The organism is Pseudomonas sp. M1, from assembly GCF_022760135.1.
In the GTDB taxonomy this organism is placed as follows: Bacteria; Pseudomonadota; Gammaproteobacteria; order Pseudomonadales; family Pseudomonadaceae; genus Pseudomonas; species Pseudomonas citronellolis.
This window is the reverse complement of record NZ_CP094343.1, coordinates 5922103-5940424: the sequence shown is the minus strand read 5'-3', so window position 1 is coordinate 5940424 and position 18322 is coordinate 5922103. Positions and strand designations below refer to the sequence as shown.

Below are 18322 nucleotides of genomic sequence, written 5' to 3'. Positions count from 1 at the left end.
TCGGCAGGTGAATCAGGAGCAGAAGTCCAGCGGCAGCCGGCGCGGGACGTACTGGCCGTGGCCAGGGGCCTCGGCGTCGCGCAGGGTGCGCCAGGTGTAGTCGAGGGCGCTGCGCACGGCGCTGGCCAACTCCTCGCCCAGGGCCAGGCGGCCGGACAGGGCGCTGGCCAGGGTGCAGCCGGAGCCGTGGTAGCTGCCCGGCAGGCGCTGGCAGGTGAAGGTGTGCCGGCTGCCGTCGCGGCCGTACAGGCGGTTGTGCACCTCGGATTCGTCGCCGTGGCCGCCGGTGATCAGCAGGTTGCGGATGTACGGCAGCAGCTTCTCGGCGCATTCCTCGGCGCTGCCTTCGGGCAGCTCGGCGAGGATGCGCGCCTCCGGCAGGTTCGGCGTGGCGATGGCGGCTACCGGGAACAGCCGCTCGCGGATCGCGTAGCCGACTTCGTCCTTGCCCAGGGCGCCGCCGCCGCCGGCGCGCAGCACCGGGTCGCAGACCAGCGGCACGCCGGGCAGCGACTGCATGATCTCGACCACGGTGTCGACCATCTCCACCGAGCCGAGCATGCCCAGCTTGACCGCGGCCACCGGCAGGTCGGCGATCACGGCGTTGGCCTGGGCCAGCACCCACTCGCGGTCGAGCACGCGGAAGTCGGAAACGTTGACGGTGTCCTGAACGGTCAGCGCGGTGACGGCGGGCGCCGCATGGCAGCCTTGGGCGATCAGGGCTTCGATGTCGGCCTGCAGGCCGGCGCCGCCACTGGGGTCGTGGCCGGACAGGCAGAGCACTACGGGACGGGAGGTTGGCGTTTTCATGGCGCGGGAGCTTACCACTAAACCCGGCAGGCGTCGTTTGCCCCGACCCCCGGCCCGGCGCTGCTTGATCGTCATGCCGGCGTGCTAAAGTTGGCCGATTCGAAAATCACGCCCACAGGGCGCGCCGATCGCGGGGGATGGGGCCCCTGGGCGCCGTCCGGAGGGGCACTGCGGGGTAGCATGCAGCGCTGGCTGATCCTCTTCCTTCTCCTTCTTTCGCCGCTGGCCGGCGCGGTCAGCTTCGACGAGCACACCAGCCGCCTGCCGCTGGGCCACTCGATCGACGTCTTCGAGGACGTGCGCGGCACCGCCGACATCGCCGACATCACCTCCGCGGCCCTGGCCGACAGCTTCCGCCGCCACGACCGCGACGTGCTCAACGCCGGCTACTCGCGCTCGGTGTTCTGGATCCGCCTGGACCTGGACTACCGCCCGCAGGAGTCCCAGGACCCGGCGCCCTGGCTGCTGGAACTGGCCTACCCGCCGCTGGACCGCCTGGACCTCTACCTGCCCGGCGCCGACGGCAAGTACCAGCTGGCCCAGCGCACCGGCGACACCCTGCCGTTCGCCAGCCGGCCGATCAGCCTGACCAACTACCTGTTCGACCTCAAGCTTGCGCCCGGCAAGCCGCTGCGGGTGTACCTGCGCCTGGAGAGCCAGGGCTCGATCCAGGCGCCGCTGACGCTCTGGTCGCCCAAGGCCTACATGGAAAACCTGCCGGGCAACGTCTACGTGCTCGGCATCATCTACGGCGTGCTGCTGGTGATGCTGGTGTACAACCTGTTCATCTTCGTCAGCGTGCGCGACACCAGCTACCTCTATTACATCCTCTACATCGCCTCCTTCGGCCTCTACCAGGTCTCGGTCAACGGCGCCGGCATCGAGTACTTCTGGCCCAACAGCCCCTGGTGGGCCAACGCCGCCACGCCCTTCCTGATCGGCTCCGCCAGCCTGTTCGGCTGCCAGTTCGCGCGCAGCTTCCTGCACACCCGCGAACACAGCCCGTGGGTCGACCGCACCCTGCTGGCGCTGATGGCCGTGGGCGCGCTGGTGATGCTGCTGGCGTTCTCGGCCAGCTATGCGCTGTCGCTGCGCCTGGCCACCTACCTGGCGCTGGCCTTCGTGGTGGTGATCTTCAGCGCCGGCATCCTCGCCTGGCTGCGCGGCATGCGCGTGGCGCGCTACTTCATCTTCGCCTGGACCGCCTTCCTCCTCGGCGGGACCATCAACACTCTGATGGTGCTGGGCTTGCTGCCCAACGTGTTCTTCACCATGTACTCCGGGCAGATCGGCTCGGCGCTGGAGGTGGGCCTGCTGTCCCTGGCCCTGGCCGACCGCATCAACGCCATGAAGGAAGAGCGCACGCGCATCCTCCAGGAATCCAGTCGCAAGCTGGAGCAGCTCAACCTCGAGCTGGCCAACAGCAACCGCCTGAAGGACGAGTTCCTGGCCACCGTCACCCACGAGCTGCGCACGCCCATGAGCGGGGTGATCGGCTCGCTGGAGCTGATGCAGACGGTGCCCATGGACGTGGAGCTGGCGCAGTACCAGAAGACCGCCACCGGCTCGGCGCGCGACATGATGCGCATGGTCAACGACATCCTCGCGCTGATTGAACTGCAGGCCGGCAAGCTCTACCCGCGGCGCGAGCCCTTCAGCCTGCGCGGCCTGTTCGACAGCCTGCGCGCCCAGTATGCGCCGCGCGCCGAGGCCAAGGGCCTGCGCTTCGACCTGCAGCTGGACGAGAACCTGCCCGACACCCTGGAAGGCGACGCCGGCAAGCTGGCCCAGACCCTCGGCTACCTGCTGGACAACGCCATCAAGTTCACCCACCAGGGCGGCGTGAGCCTGCGCGTGGACGGCCAGCGGCAGAGCGACGGCGTCGCCCTGCGGGTGACGGTGCAGGACTCCGGCATCGGCTTCGAGACGCCGGCCGACGATGCGCTGTACCAGCGCTTCCACCAGCTCGACGGCTCGCTGACCCGCGAGTACGGCGGCCTGGGCATCGGCCTGGCGCTGTGCCGCCAGCTCACCGAGCTGCTCGGCGGGCAGCTGCAGCACCATTCCAGCCCCGGGCGCGGCAGCCGCTTCGTCCTCGAACTGAACCTCGGCCAGCCGGCGCAGAGCTTCAGCGTGCCGCCACGCCGCGCCGGCGGCCAGGCCCTGCGCCGTCCGGAACAGTGCACGGTGCTGGTGGTGGAGGACAACGCCATCAACCAACTGGTGATCCGCGGCATGCTGCTCAAGCTGGGCTACCGGGTGCGCACCGCCGACAACGGCTCGGAAGCCATCGACCTGCTGCGCCGCGAAGGCGTCGACGCCGTGCTGCTGGACTGCCAGATGCCGATCATGGACGGCTTCGCCACCTGCCGGGCGATCCGCGCGCTGCCCCAGGGCGGCGAGCTGCCGGTGCTGGCCATCACCGCCCACAGCCACAGCGGCGACCGCGAGCGCTGCCTGGCGGCGGGGATGAGCGACTACCTGGCCAAGCCGGTGAAGTTCGAGGAGCTGCAGACCCTGCTGCACGACTGGCTGCTGTGCCAGCCGGCGCTGCCCAGCCACGCCTGATCCGCCGCGCCCGTTGCGTCACGCGGCGCGCTCCGCTGGCCGGAACGCCCGCACCGCTGGCGCAATTCCCCCTATGGCCAAGTCCTGAACCGTGATTCACTGCTTGAAACAGTGAATCCGGATTCAGAGCATGGTCTACCGTCTCACCGAAGCCCGCCTGCAGAAAGATGTGGAGCTGCGCGAACGCATCCTCCAACTGGCCCTGGCGCGGGTCGCCGAGGGCGGCTTCGCGGCGCTGACCATGCAGGGCCTGGCCGAAGAGGCGGGCATCGCCACCGGCAGCCTGTACCGGCATTTCCGCGGCAAGGGCGAACTGGCCGCCGAAGTCTTCGCCCGCGCCAGCCAACGTGAGGTGGACGCCCTGGCCGTCGTCCTGCGCGGCCCAGGCGGGCCCGCCGGGCGCCTGGCCCGTGGCCTGCGCCAGTTCGCCCGGCGCGCCTGGGAGAGCCGGCGCCTGGCCTTCGCCCTGATCGCCGAACCGGTCGACCCCGAGGTGGACGAGCAGCGCCTGCTCTACCGCGAGGCCTACGCCGAACTGTTCATCGAACTGCTGGAAGAGGGCGCGCGCAGCGGCCACTTCCACTGCGGCCCCACGCCGCTGATCGCCGCCTGCCTGGTGGGGGCGATCGCCGAATCCCTGGTCGGCCCGCTGTCGCCGCCGGCCCGTGCCGCCCGCGATGCCGGGCAACCCAGCCCTGGCCTGGAGCAAGTCAGCCAGGCCCTCGTCGATTTCTGCCTGCGCGCCGTCGGCGCGCCCCAGCCGGAGGAACAGCGATGAACCTGCACCAGTACGCCGAGACCCACGAAGTGACCAACCAGGTGCCGCCGCTGGACGGCGCCAACCTCTACCGCATCGACCTGCCCTTGCAGGAATGGGTGCGCCGCTACGACGGCGGCTGGGCCGAGCAGCGCCTGGGAGCCTACGGCGCTTTGGCCGGCGGGCCGCTGATGGCCGCCGGCTTCCTGGCCAACGAGAACAAGCCGGTGTTCAAGAGCCACGACCGCTACGGCCACCGCATCGACCTGGTGGAGTTCCACCCGGCCTACCACGAGCTGATGCGCACGGCCATCGAGCACGGCATCCCGTCCATGCCCTGGACCGACCCGCGCGCCGGCGCCCACGTCGCCCGCGCCGGTCTGAGCTACCTGCACAGCCAGGCCGAGGCCGGCACCGGCTGCCCGCTGACCATGACCTTCGCCAGCGTCCCGGCGATCCGCCTGCAGCCGGACATCGCCGAGAAATGGCTGCCGAAGATCCTCGCCAACGAATACGACCCGCGCAACCTGCCGATCGAGCAGAAGGCCGGCGCCACCATCGGCATGGCCATGACCGAGAAGCAGGGCGGCACCGACGTGCGCGCCAACACCACCCGCGCCTACCCGGTGGGCATCCCCGGCCCGGGGCAGGCCTACGAGCTGGTCGGGCACAAGTGGTTCTGCTCGGCGCCGATGTGCGACGCCTTCCTCACCCTGGCCTACACCGACAAGGGCCTGACCTGCTTCCTGCTGCCGCGCCACCGCCCGGACGGCACGCGCAACGAGTTCTACGTGCAGCGCCTGAAGAACAAGCTGGGCAACTGGTCCAACGCCTCCAGCGAGGTGGAGTACCGCGGCGCCCTGGCCTGGATGGTGGGCGAGGAGGGCCGCGGCGTGCCGACCATCATCGAAATGGTGGCCATGACCCGCTTCGACTGCATGGTCGGCTCCAGCGCGCTGATGCGCCAGGCGCTGACCCAGGCCGCGCACCACTGCGCCTACCGCCAGGTCGGCGGCCGGGTGCTGGCCGAACAGCCGCTGATGCAGAACGTGCTGGCCGACCTGGCCCTGGAAAGCGAGGCCGCGCTGGCCCTGACCATGCGCATGGGCCGCGCCCTGGACCACCTGCACGACGAGCAGGAAGACAAGTTCGCCCGCCTGGTCACCGCCGTGGGCAAGTACTGGATCTGCAAACGCGCCCCGGCGATGATCAACGAAGCCGCCGAATGCCTGGGCGGCGCCGGCTACGTCGAAGACACCATCCTCCCGCGCCTGTACCGCGAGGCCCCGGTGAACTCCACCTGGGAAGGCTCGGGCAACGTCCAGTGCCTGGACGTGCTGCGCGCCCTGTCCAAGGAGCCGGGCGTGCTCGACGCGCTGTTCCACGAACTCGGCGACGGCCACGGCGACGCCCGCCTGGCGTCCTTCATCGGCAACCTCAAGGCCTCCTTCGCCGACACCGCCGACATCCAGTTCCGCGCCCGCCAGCTCACCGAGGACGTGGCCGTGGCCCTGCAGGCCAAGCTGCTGCTGGAAGCCGGCAACGCCACCGTCTCCGACGCCTTCATCGGCAGCCGCCTGGGCGGCGGTGGCCGCGTCTACGGCACCCTGCCGCGCGGCACGGACGTCGAGGCGCTGGTGGCGCGGGCCACGCCGCATCTGGCCTGATGCCGCTGGCCGGGAGCCGCGAGGTTCCCGGCCTAGCCCAGCAGGCGCCGACTCAGCAGGTGTTGCAGGTCGCGGCGGCCGTCCACTACCAGATAGACGTGAATGTCCCGTTCACGCTGGCGATAGATGATGCGGTAGGGCTTGAAGAACAGCTGGCGGTATTCGCGGATGCCCAGGCTCAGCAGTTCCTTGGGGAAATTTCCGCGCTCCGGTGAGTGACTCAGCTCGCCGATGCATTCCAGCAGCATGCTCAGGACATGAACCGCATGTTGCGGCCCGTCGAATTCGGCAACGTAGTCGTGGATGGACTTCAAATCGCGTTCGGCGCCCTGCGTGATGAACACGCGATAGGGCGATTCTGCCCCCATCAGGCGTCCCCGCGCAGGCGTTTCGCCACTTCGTCCAGGGCAGCGAATCGGCCTTCCTCGATTTCCTGGTTGCCCAGTGCCAGTAGTTTCAGCAGGGCCAGGGTCTCCTGGGTTTCCTCATAGCTGCGGACGTCCTGAATCACCGCCTTGGCTTCGCCGTTCTGGGTGATGATGAGCGGCTCCTGCTGCTCGCCGAGCTGCTTGAGCACCTCTGCCGCATTGGCCTTGAGGTAACTGATGGGTTTGACCTGGGAGGAGTAGCGCATGGTGGCGGCACCTGGAAGAGTTAAGGACTGAATATAGTCTTTTAATGGTTGCCCGCACAGTGGGAGTCCTCCCGGCTGGATGGGGAACCAAGGACATGATTCAGTCATCCCCTTCCTGCAAATAAGCAGGCAAGATGGAGCTGATCGCTCAGACAGGAAGCCCACCATGAATGCCGAGCTCGGCGACGCTTTCGTCGTCGCCCATACCGCAGAAGAAGCGGTCGACCGCCTTGCCGCCTTGCACCAGCGCGCCACCGGGGCGCTCAGCCAGGCTCTGCGGCGCTACCTGAAGACCCGCGAGCAGCCGGGCGCCGAGGAGCGCGCGCTGTTCCGCTATCCGCAGCTTCGCCTGACCTACCTGTGCCAGGGCGAGGTGCCCTCGACCACCCGCGCCTACGCCAAGGTGCAGACGCCCGGCACCTATGCCGTGACCATCACCCACCCCGCGGCCTTCCGCAAATACCTGCTGGAGCAGTTGCGCCCGCTGATGGAAGACTTCACCGTGCGCATCGAGGTCGGCCCCAGCGAGCAGAACATTCCCTATCCCTACGTGGTGGAGCAGGGCGACGAGCTGGCCGGCTCGGGCGTGACCGCCGCCGAGCTGGCGCGGGTGTTCCCCAGCACCGATCTGTCGGCCACTTCCGACGGCATCGCCGACGGCCTGTACCAGTGGGAAGGCGCCGACCCCATGCCGCTGGCGCTGTTCGACGCGGCGCGCACCGACTTCTCGCTGCGCCGCCTGGTGCACTACACCGGCAGCGACTGGCGCTGCGTGCAGCCGTGGATCCTGCTGACCAACTACCACCGCTACGTCGACCAGTTCATCCACATGGGCCTGGAGCGCCTGCACGAGGACCCGCGCTTCGTGCGCATGGTGCTGCCGGGCAACGTGGTGATCGAGCGCGACATGGATCGGGGCGAAGCCAATGCCATCATCGCCGGCGTCGAGTGGCACCGCTTCCAGATGCCGGCCTACCACCTGATCGCCAGCGACGGCGACGGCGTCACCCTGATCAACATCGGCGTCGGCCCGTCCAACGCCAAGAACATCACCGACCACCTGGCCGTGCTGCGCCCGCACTGCTGGCTGATGATCGGCCACTGCGGCGGCCTGCGGCAGTCGCAGACCATCGGCGACTACGTGCTGGCCCACGCCTACATGCGCCGCGACGGCATCCTCGACCGGGTGCTGCCGCCGCACATCCCGATCCCGGCGCTGGCCGAGGTGCAGGTGGCGCTGCAGGAGGCCGCGGCGCTGGTTACCGGCGAACGCGGCGAGCAGCTCAAGCGGCGCCTGCGCACCGGCACCGTGCTGACCTACGACGACCGCAACTGGGAGCTGCACTGGGCCCAGGAGCGCCCGCTGATCAACCTGGCGCGGGCCGTGGCGGTGGACATGGAGAGCGGCACCATCGCCGCCCAGGGCTACCGCCTGCGGGTGCCCTACGGCACGCTGCTGTGCGTGTCGGACAAGCCGCTGCACAGCGAGATCAAGCTGCCCGGCGCCGCCAGCGCCTTCTACCAGCGCGCGGTGAGCCAGCACCTGGCGATCGGCATCGCCGCCGTCGACCTGCTGCGCACCCAGCTCAACTCGCTGCACTCGCGCAAGCTGCGCAGTTTCGACGAGCCGCCGTTCCGTTGATCCGGCGCATGGCCACGGCCCTTTCCCGCCCGCGCGGGGAGGGCCCGTGGCAGGATGGCGCAAAGGCCGCAACCGGAGGACGCCATGGCTGAACCCCTGCAACCGACCCGCGCCGAGCGCGCTGCGCGGGTACTGTCGCTGCTCGACCTGACCTCGCTGAACGCCGACGACGACATGCCGCGCATCGTCCAGCTCTGCCGCCGGGCGTTGACGCCCTATGGCGAGGTGGCTGCGGTGTGCGTCTATCCGCGTTTCGTGCATGTGGCGCGGCGCACGCTCAATGGCTTTGGTGCGCGGGCGGTGAAGGTCGCCAGTGTGTGCAACTTTCCCGCCGGGGATGCGCCTTTGGCCGAGGTGGTGGAGGAAGTGCGGCGCACCCTTGCCGAGGGTGCTGATGAGATTGACCTGGTCTATCCGTGGAAGGCGCTCAAGGCTGGGCGGGCCGATGGTGCGGTGGAACTGATCCGGGCCTGCAAGGCGCTGTGCGGGCCCTACCATCGGCTCAAGGTGATCGTCGAAAGCGGCGAGTTGGGTGAACCCGAGTTGATTCGCACGGCCTGTCGCGAAGCTATTGCCGGTGGCGCCGATTTTCTCAAGACCAGTACTGGCAAGGTGGCGGTGAATGCCACGCCGGAGGCTGTGTGGGTGATGCTGGAATGCATCGTGGAGGCGGGCGGCAAGGTGGGCTTCAAGGCGGCTGGTGGTATTCGTAGCCTGGACGATGCTGAGGTCTACTTGGCTATTGCGGAGGAGATGCTTGGGGATGACTGGATCACGTCCGAGCATCTGCGCTTTGGGGCTTCGGGGTTGCTCGATGAGCTGTTGCGCGAAATGGAGGCGTGACTTGTGTAGGAGCGAGCTTGCTCGCGAACGGTGCCTCTCGGCGATGCCGGGTGTTTATCCCGAAGAGCACCCTCTCCCCAGCCCTCTCCCTGAAGGGAGAGGGAGCTGTTCGGCGTGCGCCGGTGCTTTAGCTCTCCCTGATGCCTCGCATAGCGCCTGATCTCTCCATGAGGCACGTTCTCAACGTTGGCACGGACTAGCCCCCTCTCCCTTCAGGGAGAGGGTTGGGGAGAGGGGCGGCGTTCAGGTCGGCACCAATGGTTCCGGGAGACTCCCCTCGCGAACAAGCATTAGGCCCCTTCACCCACCCATCCGCCCCACCAACCACTGCTCCCCCGGCTTTGGCGCACGAAACGCCTGGCTTTCCACGCCCTGTTCGTCCAGCGCCCGGGCCAGGTCGTGGACGGGGGCGAACTGGCCTTCGTCGCTGAGGCGGAAGGTGCCGAAGTGGATGGCCATGCTGCACTGCGATTCCAGCGTGCGGTGGGCCTGCACGGCGTCGTCCGGGTTCATGTGGTGGTGGCGCATGAACCAGCGCGGTTCGTAGGCGCCGATGGGCAGCGCGGCGAAGCGCATCGGCCCGAAGCGTTCGCGGATCAGCGCGAATTCCGGGCCCAGGCCGGTGTCGCCGGGGAACAGCACGGGGCCGTCCGCCGATTTCAGCACGAAGCCCAGCCACAGGGTGCGGTTGGTGTCGTAGCGCGAGCGCGCCGACCAGTGCTGCGCCGGCACGCCGGTGAGCAGCATGCCCTCGTGCAGCGGCAGGCTCTGCCACCAGTCCAGCTCGTGCACGTCGACGAAGCCGCAGGCGCGGATCAGCTCGGCGTTGCCCAGGCCGGTCACCACCTTCGCTTGCGGGAAGCGCCGGGCCAGTTCGCCCAGGCTGCCGACGTCCAGGTGGTCGTAGTGGTTGTGGCTGACCAGGATCAGGTTGATCGGCGGCAGTTCGTCCAGGGCCAGGCCCGGTGGGTGGTGGCGCTTGGGGCCGACGAAGCTGAAGGGGCTGGTGCGCTCGCACCACAGCGGGTCGGTGAGGATGTTCAGGCCGCGGTGCTGGATCAGCAGGGTGGCGTGGTTGATGTAGGTGACGCGCAGTTCCTCGCCGCTGACCTGCGCCGGGGTTTCCGGACGGCGTTCGGCGCCGGGCTGTTCGATCCAGGCCAGTTGCCTGTCGCGCTCCAGCTGCCACTTGAGGAATTCACGGAAGCCGTGGTGCGGCTTGGCGTCCAGGTTGCGGAAGCGCAGGCCGTCGAAGTTCGTGCTTTGCGGACCGCTGTAGCCGCCGCCGAGGCGGCCGGCGAGGTTGAGCAGGGTGATCAGCCAGGGGGAGCGACGGGCCTTGGGCATGGTGGAATGCTCTGCGTGCTCTTGCGGGGGAACGGTGGCACAACCTAGCATGCCGGCCCATCCTTGTGCTCCGCCGACTCGTTGCCGTTTCTTGCCCATGCCCCGTCCGCCTCGTCCCACCTCCCGCCGTCCCGCTCCCCGCCGTGTCGCCAAGGCGCCGCCGGCGCAGCCGCGGCTGATCCTGCTGAACAAGCCGTTCGACGTACTGACGCAGTTCAGCGATGGCGAGGGCAGGGCGACGCTCAAGGACTACGTGCCGGTGCCCGGCGTCTATCCCGCCGGGCGCCTGGACCGCGACAGCGAGGGTCTGCTGCTGCTGACCAACGATGGCCGCCTGCAGGCGCGCATCGCCGACCCCAAGCACAAGCTGCCGAAAACCTACTGGGTACAGGTGGAGGGCGAGCCGGACGAGGCGCAGTTGCAGCGCCTGCGCGAGGGCGTGCAGCTCAACGATGGCCCGACATTGCCGGCCGAGGCGCGGCGCATCGACGAGCCGCAATTGTGGGAGCGGGTGCCGCCGGTGCGTTTCCGCAAGTCGGTGCCCACTGCCTGGCTGGAGCTGGTGATCCGCGAGGGACGCAACCGCCAGGTGCGGCGTATGACGGCGGCCGTCGGCCTGCCGACCCTGCGCCTGGTGCGGGTGCGCATCGGCCCCTGGGGCCTGGACGGGCTGCAGCCGGGGGAGTGGCGCGAGGTGCAGCCCTAGGGCTGGATCAGAAACCGCCTTCCAGGCCGGCGACCACGAAGGATTTGACCAGGAAGCCGAAGACGCCGAGGCCGAGGGCGAAGAACAGCACCATGGTGCCCATGCGTCCGGCCTTGGACTTCTTGGCCAGGTCCCAGACGATGAAGGCCATGAACAGGACCAGGGCGCTGACCAGCCCGTACATCATCCAGTCTTCGAAACTCTCGTTCATTGCTGCTCCTGCCCGGCGCGGGCGCTTGAGTGGGGGCCGGAAGGTCCGGCGGTCGCGAGGACGGGCGGCATTATAAGGGCTTGGTCGCCGGTTGATCAGCGCTGTGCAGAAAGTGAGCAGAATTTCCCGCGCGGGGCCGGCGACGGCCGAAGAAGTCCCGCCGCAGCGGCCCCGGCGGGAAATAGTCGAGCGCCGGGCGGCGCTGGCAGGACGCGGGGTGCGCGGATTTGTCGCAGCGGACGCCCTTCGTAGGAGCGAGCCGTGCCCGCCTGGACGGTAGGAGCAACTGTCTTGCCGGCTGTGCCAAGGCGCGCCTCAACGGATGGGGTGAGCCTTGGCGAAACCCATGCGGTCGTGGTGATGGGTATCGCTTCGCTCAACGCCATCCTACGGGTCTTGTGTTTGCCGGAGGTATCGGCGCGGATCGCGGATGAGATCCGCGGCCCCAGCCGCGCCGGTCCCCTGTAGGAGCGGGCCCTGCCCGCGATTCGCGCGCAGGGCGCGCTCCTACATTTGCCGGGTCAGCTGCGCAGGTGCTCCAGCGGCAGTTCGGTGCTGGCCATGATGTTGCGCAGCACGAAGCTCGACCGCACGCTGGTCACGCCTTCGATGCGCGTCAGGGTGCCGAGCAGGAAGTGCTGGTAGTGCTCCATGTCCGGCACCATCACCTTCAGCTGGTAGTCCGCGTCCATCCCGGTGACCAGGCTGCATTCCAGCACCTCCGGGCACTGGGCGATGATCGACTGGAAGTGCTCGAAGCGCTCCGGGGTGTGCCTGTCCATGCCGATCAGGACGAAGGCGGTGAGGCTCAGGCCGAGCTTCTTGCTGTCCAGCAGGGCGACCTGGCGCAGGATGTAGCCGTCGTCTTCCAGTTGCTTGACGCGTCGCGAACAGGGCGAGGGCGACAGGCCGATGCGTTCGGCCAGCTCCTGGTTGGAGATACGCGCGTCGCGCTGCAATTCGGCGAGGATTCGCAGGTCGTAGCGGTCCAGTTTGTTCATTGTGGCCTCGAAAATTTATCGGCTTGCATGTTTTTATACATTCTTGGTGATTTATTGCGCAATGGGTAGTTCGATGCGCAATCTTCGCAATCCGCTGCCGCTTCGCTCCCCGTAACATGGCTCCAGAAATCACGGCCCGGACCCATACGTCCACGGCGATCCGCCCAATCAGGCGCATCGCGGCCTGCCGACCCGATCGGGTCGCCCAGGCCACCGGGCTACGCACCGCCCAGAAGGTGGAGCGAGGTGAGCCGGCGCCAGAAGCGACGAGCCAGGACGAATTCCCCGAGGGGAGGTCACTGACCTCCCTTTTTTCTTGCCTGCGATTTGCCCGCCGACCTTTACCTTGACTTTACCCTGGCCCCGGGGATGCGCGGTCTGCGCGGTTGTCTATCTGTCATGCAAACGAGCGAGGTCGGCCGGCAGGCCGCTGCGAGGCATTCATGAAGTCGAGCATCTGGCGTCTGGCATCCGTTGGGTTGCTGTCACTGGCCATCGCCGGCCAGGTCTTCGCCGAAGGCCAGGGGCCCGGGCAGGACGGCCATGGCGGACAGGGTGGGCATGGTGGCGGCAATGGGGGCGGCCAGTGGCAAGGTCGTCCGCAAGGCAATCAGGGTGGCCAGTGGCAGGGCCGACCGCAAGGTAACCAGGGCGGCCAATGGCAGGGCCGTCCGCAAGGCAACCAGGGTGGCCAGTGGCAGGGCCGACCGCAAGGCAACCAGGGCGGCCAGTGGCAAGGTCGACCGCAAGGCAACCAGGGTGGCCAGTGGCAGGGCCGTCCGCAAGGCAACCAGGGTGGACAGTGGCAGGGCCGTCCGCAAGGCAATCAGGGCGGCCAGTGGCAAGGCCGACCCCAGGCCAATCAGGGCCAAGGCCGACCCCAGAACAACTGGAACGGCCAATGGCAGGGTCGCCCTTCCGCCGGTCATGACGACCACGGCCCCGGCCGGCCTTCCGGCGGAGGCAGCTCCTGGCAGGGCCGTCCGCCGTCCGCGCCCGGCAATGCCTGGCATGGCCGCCCGGGCGGCAACTGGGGGCCGCATCCGTCGAACTGGCGGCCGGGCTATGTGGTGGACCGCGTGCCTTCGGGCTACTACCGGGTGCCCTGGCGCGGCAGCGACTATTTCTTCAACGACGGCTACTGGTACCGCCCCCATGGCGCGCGCTACGTGGTGGTGGCGCCGCCCTACGGCGTGCGGGTGCGCTACCTGCCGTCCTACGCCGAGCAGCTGTGGTTCGGCAGCATGCTGTACTTCCTCGCTGCCGGCACCTACTACCTGTTCGACAATTCCTCGCAGACCTACGAGGTGGTGCCGCCCCCGCCGCAGGTGGCGCAGGCCCCGCTGCCGACGGGCAATCCCTACGACGTGATCGCCTACCCGATGTACGGGCAGAGCCCGCAGCAGCAGGCCCAGGACCATTACGAGTGCCACACCTGGGCGGTCGGGCAGAGCGGCTTCGACCCGGCCATGGCCGGCTACGCGCCGTCGCAGCAGGCCGTGGATACCTACCGCGGCGCGCTGGGCAGTTGCCTGCAGGGGCGCGGCTACAGCATCAACTGATGGTTTCCCGGCCCACCACTTCCAGTGGGTCGGCATGCACCAGCACCTCGGCCCGGGGGAACTCGGCGCGGATCGCCAGCACGGCCTGGTCGCACAGGGTGTGGGCCTGGGACAGGCGCATGTCGCCGGGCAGCTCCAGGTGCAGCTGGACGAACCAGCGATCGCCGGAAATCCGTGTGCGCAGGTCGTGGGCGCCGACCACTCCGGGCACCTGGCGCACCAGTTCGAGCATGCGCTCGCTGACGTCCGCCGGCAGTTCCTCGTCCATCAGCACCGCCACCGACTCTCGGGCGATGCGCACGGCGCTCCAGAGGATGTAGGCGGCGATGCCCAGGCCGAAGACCGCATCCATCCGCGGGAAGCCGTAGTGCGCCAGCAACAGGGCAACCAGGATGCTGCCGTTGAGCAGCAGGTCGGAGCGGTAGTGCAGCGAGTCGGCCTGCACCGCCAGCGAACCGGTGTGCTTGATGACGTAGCGCTGCACGCCCAGCAGCGCGGCGGTCAGCGCCAGCGACAGCAGCATCACCAGGATCCCCCAGCCGGTGGCGCCCAGCGGTTCGGGGTGCTGCAGGCGGTCCAGCGCCTGGGAGCCGATGAGCACCGCGCTGACCGAGATGAACAGCGCCTGGCCCATGCCCGACAGCGACTCCGCCTTGCCGTGGCCGTAGCGGTGGTCGTCGTCCGCCGGGCGCAGCGAATAGCGCACCGCCAGCAGGTTGAGCAGCGAGGCAGCGCCGTCGAGCAGGGAGTCGGTCAGGCCGGCCAGCAGGCTCACCGAGCCGCTGTGCCACCAGGCCAGGGCCTTGGCCACCACCAGGGTGACGGCCGCCGCCAGCGAGGCGCTGGTGGCCAGGTGCAGCAGGCGGGCGCGTCGGTTGTCCAAGTTCAGCGGGTGTCCTGGCGTTGCGGCAGGAAATAGATGTAGTCGAGCAGCGGCGCCGGCTGGCCGAGGGCGGTGAGCGCGGCGCTCATCTGCCCGCGGTGGTGGGTGCCGTGGTTGACCAGGTGCTGGACGATGTCGGCCAGGCTCTGGCGGTGGTCCTGGCCGGCCATGTTGCGGTATTCCAGCAGCTTGCCGAGGTCGCGCTCGTCCTGCCGGGCCAGCCACTGTTTCCAGCCCTGTACGCCCTCGCGGAGGAAGTCGGCCAGGGCGGTGCGGTCCGGCGCGGCCTCGCTGTCCAGGCGGGTGAACTGCCAGGGCCGGCCCTCGACGCGATCGAGCCAGATGCGGTCGCCCACCGCGAGGTGGTTGAGGGTGCCGTGCAGGCTGCCGAAGAATAGCCCGCGCGGTTCGCGGTAGGCGGCCTCGTCCAGGGGCGCGACGGCCTCGAGGATGCGCTCGTGGGCCCACAGGTGGTAGTCGAGGAGTTTTTCCAGGTGGCGCCCCAGTGCCGCGTGCATGTCAGCCCTCCAGCTTGAGCCCCAGGCTGGCCAGTTGCTGCGGGTTGCCGACGCGCTGGATCAGGCGTGGGTCGTCCAGCGGCAGGGCGCGGCCGGTCTCGCGTTCGATGATTGCCTTGAGTTTAGTCCGGTCCACCTGGCCGTCGGCGCCGACCGCCTCGTGCAGTTTCTCGGGGGCGACGGAGTATTTTTCGTCCGGCAGGTAGATGGCTCCGGTGGCGAAGTCTACGCCGAAGGCGATCAGCCCCGGGATGATGTAGAACAACAGTCCGATGGCATCGAACACGGCGATGGCCGGGTCGATGCGGCCGTCGATCTGGCCGCGGCGGTCGGGGTAGAACAGGGTGCCGCAGGCGGCCAGTTGGCTCAGCAGGGCTGCGCTGAGAACCGCGCAGGAAACTCGGGTGGCAAGACGCATCTAGAACCTCCGGAATAGGCTTCGGGCAACTATATCAATGCGGCGCAGGGGCCTCTATCGTCGGCCGCCGCCCTTGTTGCATAGGACTGCGGCGGGTCGGTCGTGGTTCGCCGTTATAATCGCCGGTTCGTTGTTTCCGCGTGCTTAAGGGTGGATGAAATATAGCCATGAATGCCCTTCCCATCGATGCCATTCTGCCATCTCTGCGCCAGGCCCTGGGCGAGCGCGACGAGGCCGTGCTGGAGGCGCCGCCTGGCGCCGGCAAGACCACCCGGGTGCCGCTGGCGCTGCTCGACGAGCCCTGGCTGGCCGGGCAGGGCATCCTCATGCTCGAACCGCGCCGCCTGGCCGCCCGCGCCGCGGCCGAGCGCCTGGCCGCGGAGCTGGGGGAGAAGGTCGGCGAGACGGTCGGCTACCGCATCCGCCTGGACAGCAGGGTGGGGCCGAAGACGCGCATCGAGGTGGTCACCGAGGGCATCCTCACCCGCCGCCTGCAGGACGACCCGGCGCTGGAAGGCGTGGGCCTGGTGATCTTCGACGAATTTCACGAGCGCAGCCTGGACGCCGACCTGGCTCTAGCGCTGACCTTGAACGGCCGCGAGCTGCTGCGCGACACGCCGCTGAAGGTGCTGGTGATGTCCGCCACCCTGGAGGGCGAGCGGCTGTCCGCCTTGCTCGGCGAGGCGCCGGTGGTGCGCAGCGAGGGGCGCATGTTCCCGGTGGAGCTGCGTTGGGGCCGGCCCTGGCAGGCTGGCGAATTCGTCGAGCCGCGGGTGGTGCAGACGGTGCTCCAGGCCCTGGCCGACGAGCCCGGCAGCCTGCTGGTGTTCCTCCCCGGGCAGGCCGAGATCCGCCGCGTCGCCGAGCAACTGGGCGAGGCCCTGGCCGGCCGCGACGAGGTGCTGCTGTGCCCATTGCACGGTGAGCTGGAACTGTCCGCCCAGCGCGCCGCCATCGAGCCGGTGCCGGCCGGCAAGCGCAAGGTGGTGCTGGCCACCAACATCGCCGAGACCAGCCTGACCATCGACGGCGTGCGCGTGGTGGTCGACGCCGGCCTGGCACGGGTGCCGCGCTTCGACCCGGGCAGCGGCATGACCCGCCTGGAGACCCAGCGCATCTCCCGCGCCTCGGCCACCCAGCGCGCCGGCCGCGCCGGGCGCCTGGAGCCGGGCGTGTGCTACCGGCTGTGGTCGGAGGCGCAGCACGAGCAACTGCCGGCCTACGGCACGGCGGAAATCCTCCAGGCCGACCTCGCCGGCCTGGCCCTGCAACTGGGCCGCTGGGGCGTGGCGCCGGAGGAACTGGCCTGGCTCGACGTGCCGCCGGCCGCGGCCTACGCCCAGGCCCGCGAGCTGCTCGCGCGTCTCGGCGCACTGAACGACAGCGGCGCGCTGAACGCCCACGGCCAGGCCATGGCCGAACTGCCGGCGCACCCGCGCATCGCCCACCTGCTGCTGCGCGGCCAGGCGCTGGGCCTGGGCAGCCTGGCCTGCGACGTCGCCGCCTTGCTGGGCGAACGCGACATCCTGCGCGGCGCTGGCGCCGACCTGCACGAACGCACGGCGCTGCTTGCCGGAGAGTCGGCCGGCAACCGCGCCAGTCGCGGCGCAGTACAACGGGCCAAGCAACTGGCCCGGCAGTTCCGCGGCTACCTGCGCGGCAAGCCGAGCGAAGCGGTGGCCGATCCCGACCACCCGCGCTGGCTGGGCGCGCTGCTGGCCTTCGCCTACCCCGACCGCGTGGCCCGCCAACGTCGCGATGGCGGCGGCGAATACCGCCTGGCCAACGGCCGCGCTGCGCAGTTCGGCGAGCCTGATGCCTTGATGAAGGAGCCCTGGCTGGTGGTCGCCGACCTCGGCAGCCGCCAGGGCCAGCGCGAAGAGCGCATCTACCTGGCCGCCGCTCTGGACGCGGCGCTGTTCGACTCGGTGCTGGCCGAGCAGGTGAGGGTGCACGACGAACTGGACTGGGACGAGCGCGAAGGCGTGCTGCGCGCCGAACGCCAGCGCAAGGTCGGCGAACTGGTGCTCAGCCGCGAGGCGCTGCCCGGCCTCGACGCCGAAGCCCGCAGCCGCGCGCTGCTCGGCCTGGTGCGACGCAAGGGCCTGGAACTGCTGCCCTGGACCCCGGAACTGCGCCAGTGGCAGGCGCGGGTGAATCTGCTGCGCCGCCTCGACCTGGAAAGCAAGGGCGAGAGCGAGTGGCCGGACGTTAGCGATGCGGCCCTGCTGGCCTCCCTGGAGGACTGGCTGCTGCCGTACCTGGGCAAGGTCTCGCGCCTGGCCCACTTCGCCAACCTGGAGCTGCCCGGCATCCTCCACGGCCTGCTGCCCTGGCCGCTGCCGCAACGCCTGGACGAGCTGGCGCCGCGCACCCTGCAGGTGCCGTCCGGCTCGAACATCCGCTTGGACTACAGCGAATTCCCGCCGGTATTGGCGGTGCGCCTGCAGGAGCTGTTCGGCCTGGCCGATACCCCGCGCATCGCCGGCGGCCGCCTGGCGGTGAAACTGCACCTGCTGTCACCGGCGCAGCGCCCGGTGCAGGTAACCCAGGACCTGGCCAACTTCTGGCGCAGCACCTACGCCGAGGTGAAGAAGGACCTCAAGGGCCGCTACCCCAAGCACTACTGGCCGGACGATCCGCTGATCGCCGAACCCACCGCACGGGCCAAGCCGCGCAAGACTTGAAAATGCCGTCTACGGCAAGCCCCGCGAGCGGCTTTTCGGCCGATTCCGAGGCGCTGCGGGCGCAGCGC

17 protein-coding genes and 1 pseudogene are annotated in these 18322 nt (G+C 69.2%); 8 read left to right on the top strand and 10 right to left on the bottom strand.

Annotated elements, in window-relative coordinates; genetic code table 11:
• Positions 1-12: 12 nt before the first annotated feature.
• Positions 13-810, bottom strand: coding sequence for a hydroxymethylpyrimidine/phosphomethylpyrimidine kinase (locus tag PM1_RS26310; protein ID WP_024128129.1), 798 nt, complete (start codon positions 808-810; stop codon positions 13-15).
• Positions 811-990: 180 nt separating this feature from the next.
• Here PM1_RS26310 and PM1_RS26305 point away from each other — a divergent pair, with 180 nt between their 5' ends.
• The 3 genes from PM1_RS26305 (at position 991) to PM1_RS26295 (ending at position 5802) form a co-directional block, all read left to right on the top strand.
• A complete protein-coding gene (locus tag PM1_RS26305) occupies positions 991-3378 on the top strand; it encodes a hybrid sensor histidine kinase/response regulator (protein WP_009617364.1) in 2388 nt (795 codons plus the stop codon).
• Between the two features lie 130 nt (positions 3379-3508).
• Positions 3509-4156 carry a TetR/AcrR family transcriptional regulator gene (locus tag PM1_RS26300; RefSeq protein ID WP_009617366.1) on the top strand — a complete coding sequence of 216 codons (648 nt, stop codon included), beginning with the start codon at positions 3509-3511 and terminating at the stop codon, positions 4154-4156.
• Positions 4153-5802, top strand: a complete 1650-nt coding sequence (locus PM1_RS26295; RefSeq protein ID WP_009617368.1) for an acyl-CoA dehydrogenase family protein — start codon at positions 4153-4155, stop codon at positions 5800-5802. The genes PM1_RS26300 and PM1_RS26295 overlap by 4 nt, the downstream gene beginning before the upstream one ends.
• A 32-nt stretch (positions 5803-5834) precedes the next feature.
• Here the strand turns inward: PM1_RS26295 and PM1_RS26290 are convergent, their stop codons facing one another.
• On the bottom strand, positions 5835-6146 hold the full coding sequence (locus PM1_RS26290; RefSeq protein WP_242935540.1) for a type II toxin-antitoxin system RelE/ParE family toxin: 312 nt from the start codon (positions 6144-6146) through the stop codon (positions 5835-5837).
• A gap of 23 nt (positions 6147-6169) precedes the next feature.
• Positions 6170-6436: a type II toxin-antitoxin system Phd/YefM family antitoxin gene (locus PM1_RS26285; protein WP_009617373.1), complete on the bottom strand. Its 267-nt coding sequence runs from the start codon at positions 6434-6436 to the stop codon at positions 6170-6172.
• Between the two features lie 166 nt (positions 6437-6602).
• Between PM1_RS26285 and amn the strand changes: the two genes are divergently transcribed.
• A complete protein-coding gene (gene amn / locus PM1_RS26280) occupies positions 6603-8078 on the top strand; it encodes an AMP nucleosidase (protein ID WP_009617376.1) in 1476 nt (491 codons plus the stop codon).
• A gap of 84 nt (positions 8079-8162) precedes the next feature.
• Positions 8163-8921, top strand: a complete 759-nt coding sequence (deoC, locus tag PM1_RS26275; protein WP_009617377.1) for a deoxyribose-phosphate aldolase — start codon at positions 8163-8165, stop codon at positions 8919-8921.
• Between the two features lie 300 nt (positions 8922-9221).
• Here deoC and PM1_RS26270 read toward each other — a convergent pair whose 3' ends face one another.
• Entirely contained in the window at positions 9222-10268 is a 1047-nt protein-coding gene (locus tag PM1_RS26270; RefSeq protein WP_024128131.1) for an MBL fold metallo-hydrolase, read from the bottom strand.
• A gap of 97 nt (positions 10269-10365) precedes the next feature.
• On the opposite strand from PM1_RS26270, the gene PM1_RS26265 reads away from it, so the two are divergent.
• Entirely contained in the window at positions 10366-10974 is a 609-nt protein-coding gene (locus tag PM1_RS26265; protein WP_009617379.1) for a pseudouridine synthase, read from the top strand.
• Between the two features lie 7 nt (positions 10975-10981).
• Here the strand turns inward: PM1_RS26265 and PM1_RS26260 are convergent, their stop codons facing one another.
• From PM1_RS26260 to PM1_RS31260, 3 genes are all read right to left on the bottom strand, one after another.
• On the bottom strand, positions 10982-11185 hold the full coding sequence (locus tag PM1_RS26260; protein ID WP_009617380.1) for a DUF2788 domain-containing protein: 204 nt from the start codon (positions 11183-11185) through the stop codon (positions 10982-10984).
• A 521-nt stretch (positions 11186-11706) separates the two neighbouring features.
• Positions 11707-12186, bottom strand: coding sequence for an Lrp/AsnC family transcriptional regulator (locus tag PM1_RS26255; protein ID WP_009617381.1), 480 nt, complete (start codon positions 12184-12186; stop codon positions 11707-11709).
• Positions 12187-12671: 485 nt separating this feature from the next.
• On the bottom strand, positions 12672-13124 hold the full coding sequence (locus PM1_RS31260; protein WP_052058986.1) for a hypothetical protein: 453 nt from the start codon (positions 13122-13124) through the stop codon (positions 12672-12674).
• A gap of 105 nt (positions 13125-13229) precedes the next feature.
• Between PM1_RS31260 and PM1_RS31255 the strand changes: the two are divergent.
• Positions 13230-13748: pseudogene (locus PM1_RS31255) on the top strand (DUF6515 family protein); the annotation flags it as partial.
• Here the strand turns inward: PM1_RS31255 and PM1_RS26245 are convergent.
• The 3 genes from PM1_RS26245 to PM1_RS26235 are packed head-to-tail and all read right to left on the bottom strand — an operon-like array spanning position 13741 to position 15567.
• Entirely contained in the window at positions 13741-14631 is an 891-nt protein-coding gene (locus PM1_RS26245) for a cation diffusion facilitator family transporter (RefSeq protein WP_009617383.1), read from the bottom strand. The pseudogene PM1_RS31255 and the gene PM1_RS26245 sit on opposite strands and share 8 nt — an antisense overlap.
• Positions 14632-14633: 2 nt before the next feature.
• Positions 14634-15149, bottom strand: coding sequence for a DinB family protein (locus PM1_RS26240; RefSeq protein WP_009617384.1), 516 nt, complete (start codon positions 15147-15149; stop codon positions 14634-14636).
• 1 nt (position 15150) lies between these two features.
• Positions 15151-15567 carry a hypothetical protein gene (locus PM1_RS26235; protein WP_009617385.1) on the bottom strand — a complete coding sequence of 139 codons (417 nt, stop codon included), beginning with the start codon at positions 15565-15567 and terminating at the stop codon, positions 15151-15153.
• A 167-nt stretch (positions 15568-15734) separates the two neighbouring features.
• Here PM1_RS26235 and hrpB point away from each other — a divergent pair, with 167 nt between their 5' ends.
• Positions 15735-18254, top strand: a complete 2520-nt coding sequence (hrpB, locus tag PM1_RS26230; protein ID WP_009617386.1) for an ATP-dependent helicase HrpB — start codon at positions 15735-15737, stop codon at positions 18252-18254.
• Positions 18255-18322 lie beyond the last annotated feature (68 nt).